Annotated in this window: 2 protein-coding genes and 1 pseudogene; all 3 read right to left on the bottom strand. The window is 55.8% G+C overall.

Annotated features, from left to right (window positions below; all coding sequences use genetic code 11):
• Positions 1-346: 346 nt before the first annotated feature.
• Positions 347-487 (bottom strand): hypothetical protein, encoded by a 141-nt coding sequence (locus tag ABT116_RS47235; protein WP_003941465.1) that lies wholly within the window; start codon positions 485-487, stop codon positions 347-349.
• A 290-nt stretch (positions 488-777) separates the two neighbouring features.
• Positions 778-909, bottom strand: coding sequence for a hypothetical protein (locus tag ABT116_RS47230; protein WP_003941539.1), 132 nt, complete (start codon positions 907-909; stop codon positions 778-780).
• A 283-nt stretch (positions 910-1,192) separates the two neighbouring features.
• Positions 1,193-1,288, bottom strand: a pseudogene (locus ABT116_RS47225) (sucrase ferredoxin); the annotation flags it as partial.

Genomic DNA, 1,288 nt, shown 5'->3' with positions numbered 1-1,288 from the left:
GCGATCCTGCCGCGCGCCTCGCGGGCCCGGGCGACCTACGTGGTGGCGGCCGTCGCCACGGCCTGTGACAATATGGTGCAGTCGCTGGAGTGATCACGGCTTCTGTGGAGGATCCTTGATGATCTTGCTTCCAGTGGAAGTGAGACCAAGCATGTTCGATACCCACGTGATCATTCCGGTTAAATAAGTTTGCAGCATGACCGATTCCGTTCTTTCTATGGCGTGGGGGAAGACGACAGCGCGTTCAAATACTTCACAAACGTGCCCACGAGATCGACCGATCCGAAATCGACGATCTTGGACAGGTAGTCCAGGAAGAGATCGAACATCTTTTCTCCTTCTCCTTCTACAGGCCGGCTACGGAGCCGAGGACCGATTGGACGCTGCCCGCCGCAGCTTCACCGAGCGCACCGCCCATGTTGAGGCTTCCGGTGATCGACACGAAGATTCCGTCAACGACCTTGACCAAGTAGAACAGTGGATCCACGAGGGATCCGACGTCAACGCTTGCGAGCGCACCTATCAAACTAGCTGTGTCCACCGTATTTCACACTCCTTGAGATTGATTTCGTTCACTGGGTAAAGCAATTCACTTCTCAGTCGACGTTCGGGAGCCACCCGAAGTCAACCGAGGCGATAAACGGGGTAAACAAAGCCATCCCGAGAATGTTTTTGATCAACCCCCCGGCCTCGCCCTCGAGAACGTCCGCAATCGATCCCAGATCCATCATTCGCTCCTGTCATCAATAACATTGGAAGAAGAACTTGCAGGTTCCGTCAACTGAGGTCGATTGCCGAAACCAACGATCCGGTGACCCCGTCGATTCCCGGCATGAGCGAACCGGACCAGACGTTACCCAGCAGGTCGGTGAACAATGCCGCCGTTGTCTGCAGGAACATGACGATCATATTGAATCCCACGCTTTCGATTGGCCGCGAATACTCACGGAACATTTACATTGGAATGCTTGATGCAGCCCACAAAGAACCGGTCCAAGCAGCAATTAAAGAATCCCAGTCGAACTATGAAACCGAGACCCTCCGGGGTGGGTGCCCACTTTCCGCGGCTGTGACTGACATCAAGGTAGTCCAATAGGATCCGGTTTGGGTGCCTTTTGCCCAAGAATTTCAGATGGATCTGAAACCTGTTCCATATTCGCAGGTCTAGCGTCCAAGACGCCTGAAAATCGTTCACGACGTGCGCCACGTACACCCGGCGCGTGGCGGGCATGCGACGGTCCGCGTGGCGCCCGGGGCGGCGGATGAGCGCGATCCGTACGCCCGTGTC

Origin of the sequence: Streptomyces sp. NPDC002130, from assembly GCF_040296465.1 — a bacterium.
Taxonomy (GTDB): domain Bacteria; phylum Actinomycetota; class Actinomycetes; order Streptomycetales; family Streptomycetaceae; genus Streptomyces.
This window is presented reverse-complemented; position numbering and strand designations above follow the sequence as displayed.

What these genes read in the sequence shown, in the direction of transcription:
- ABT116_RS47230 (WP_003941539.1), bottom strand. Translation starts at nt 909, where the DNA reads ATGATCGTCATGTTCCTGCAGACAACGGCGGCATTGTTCACCGACCTG.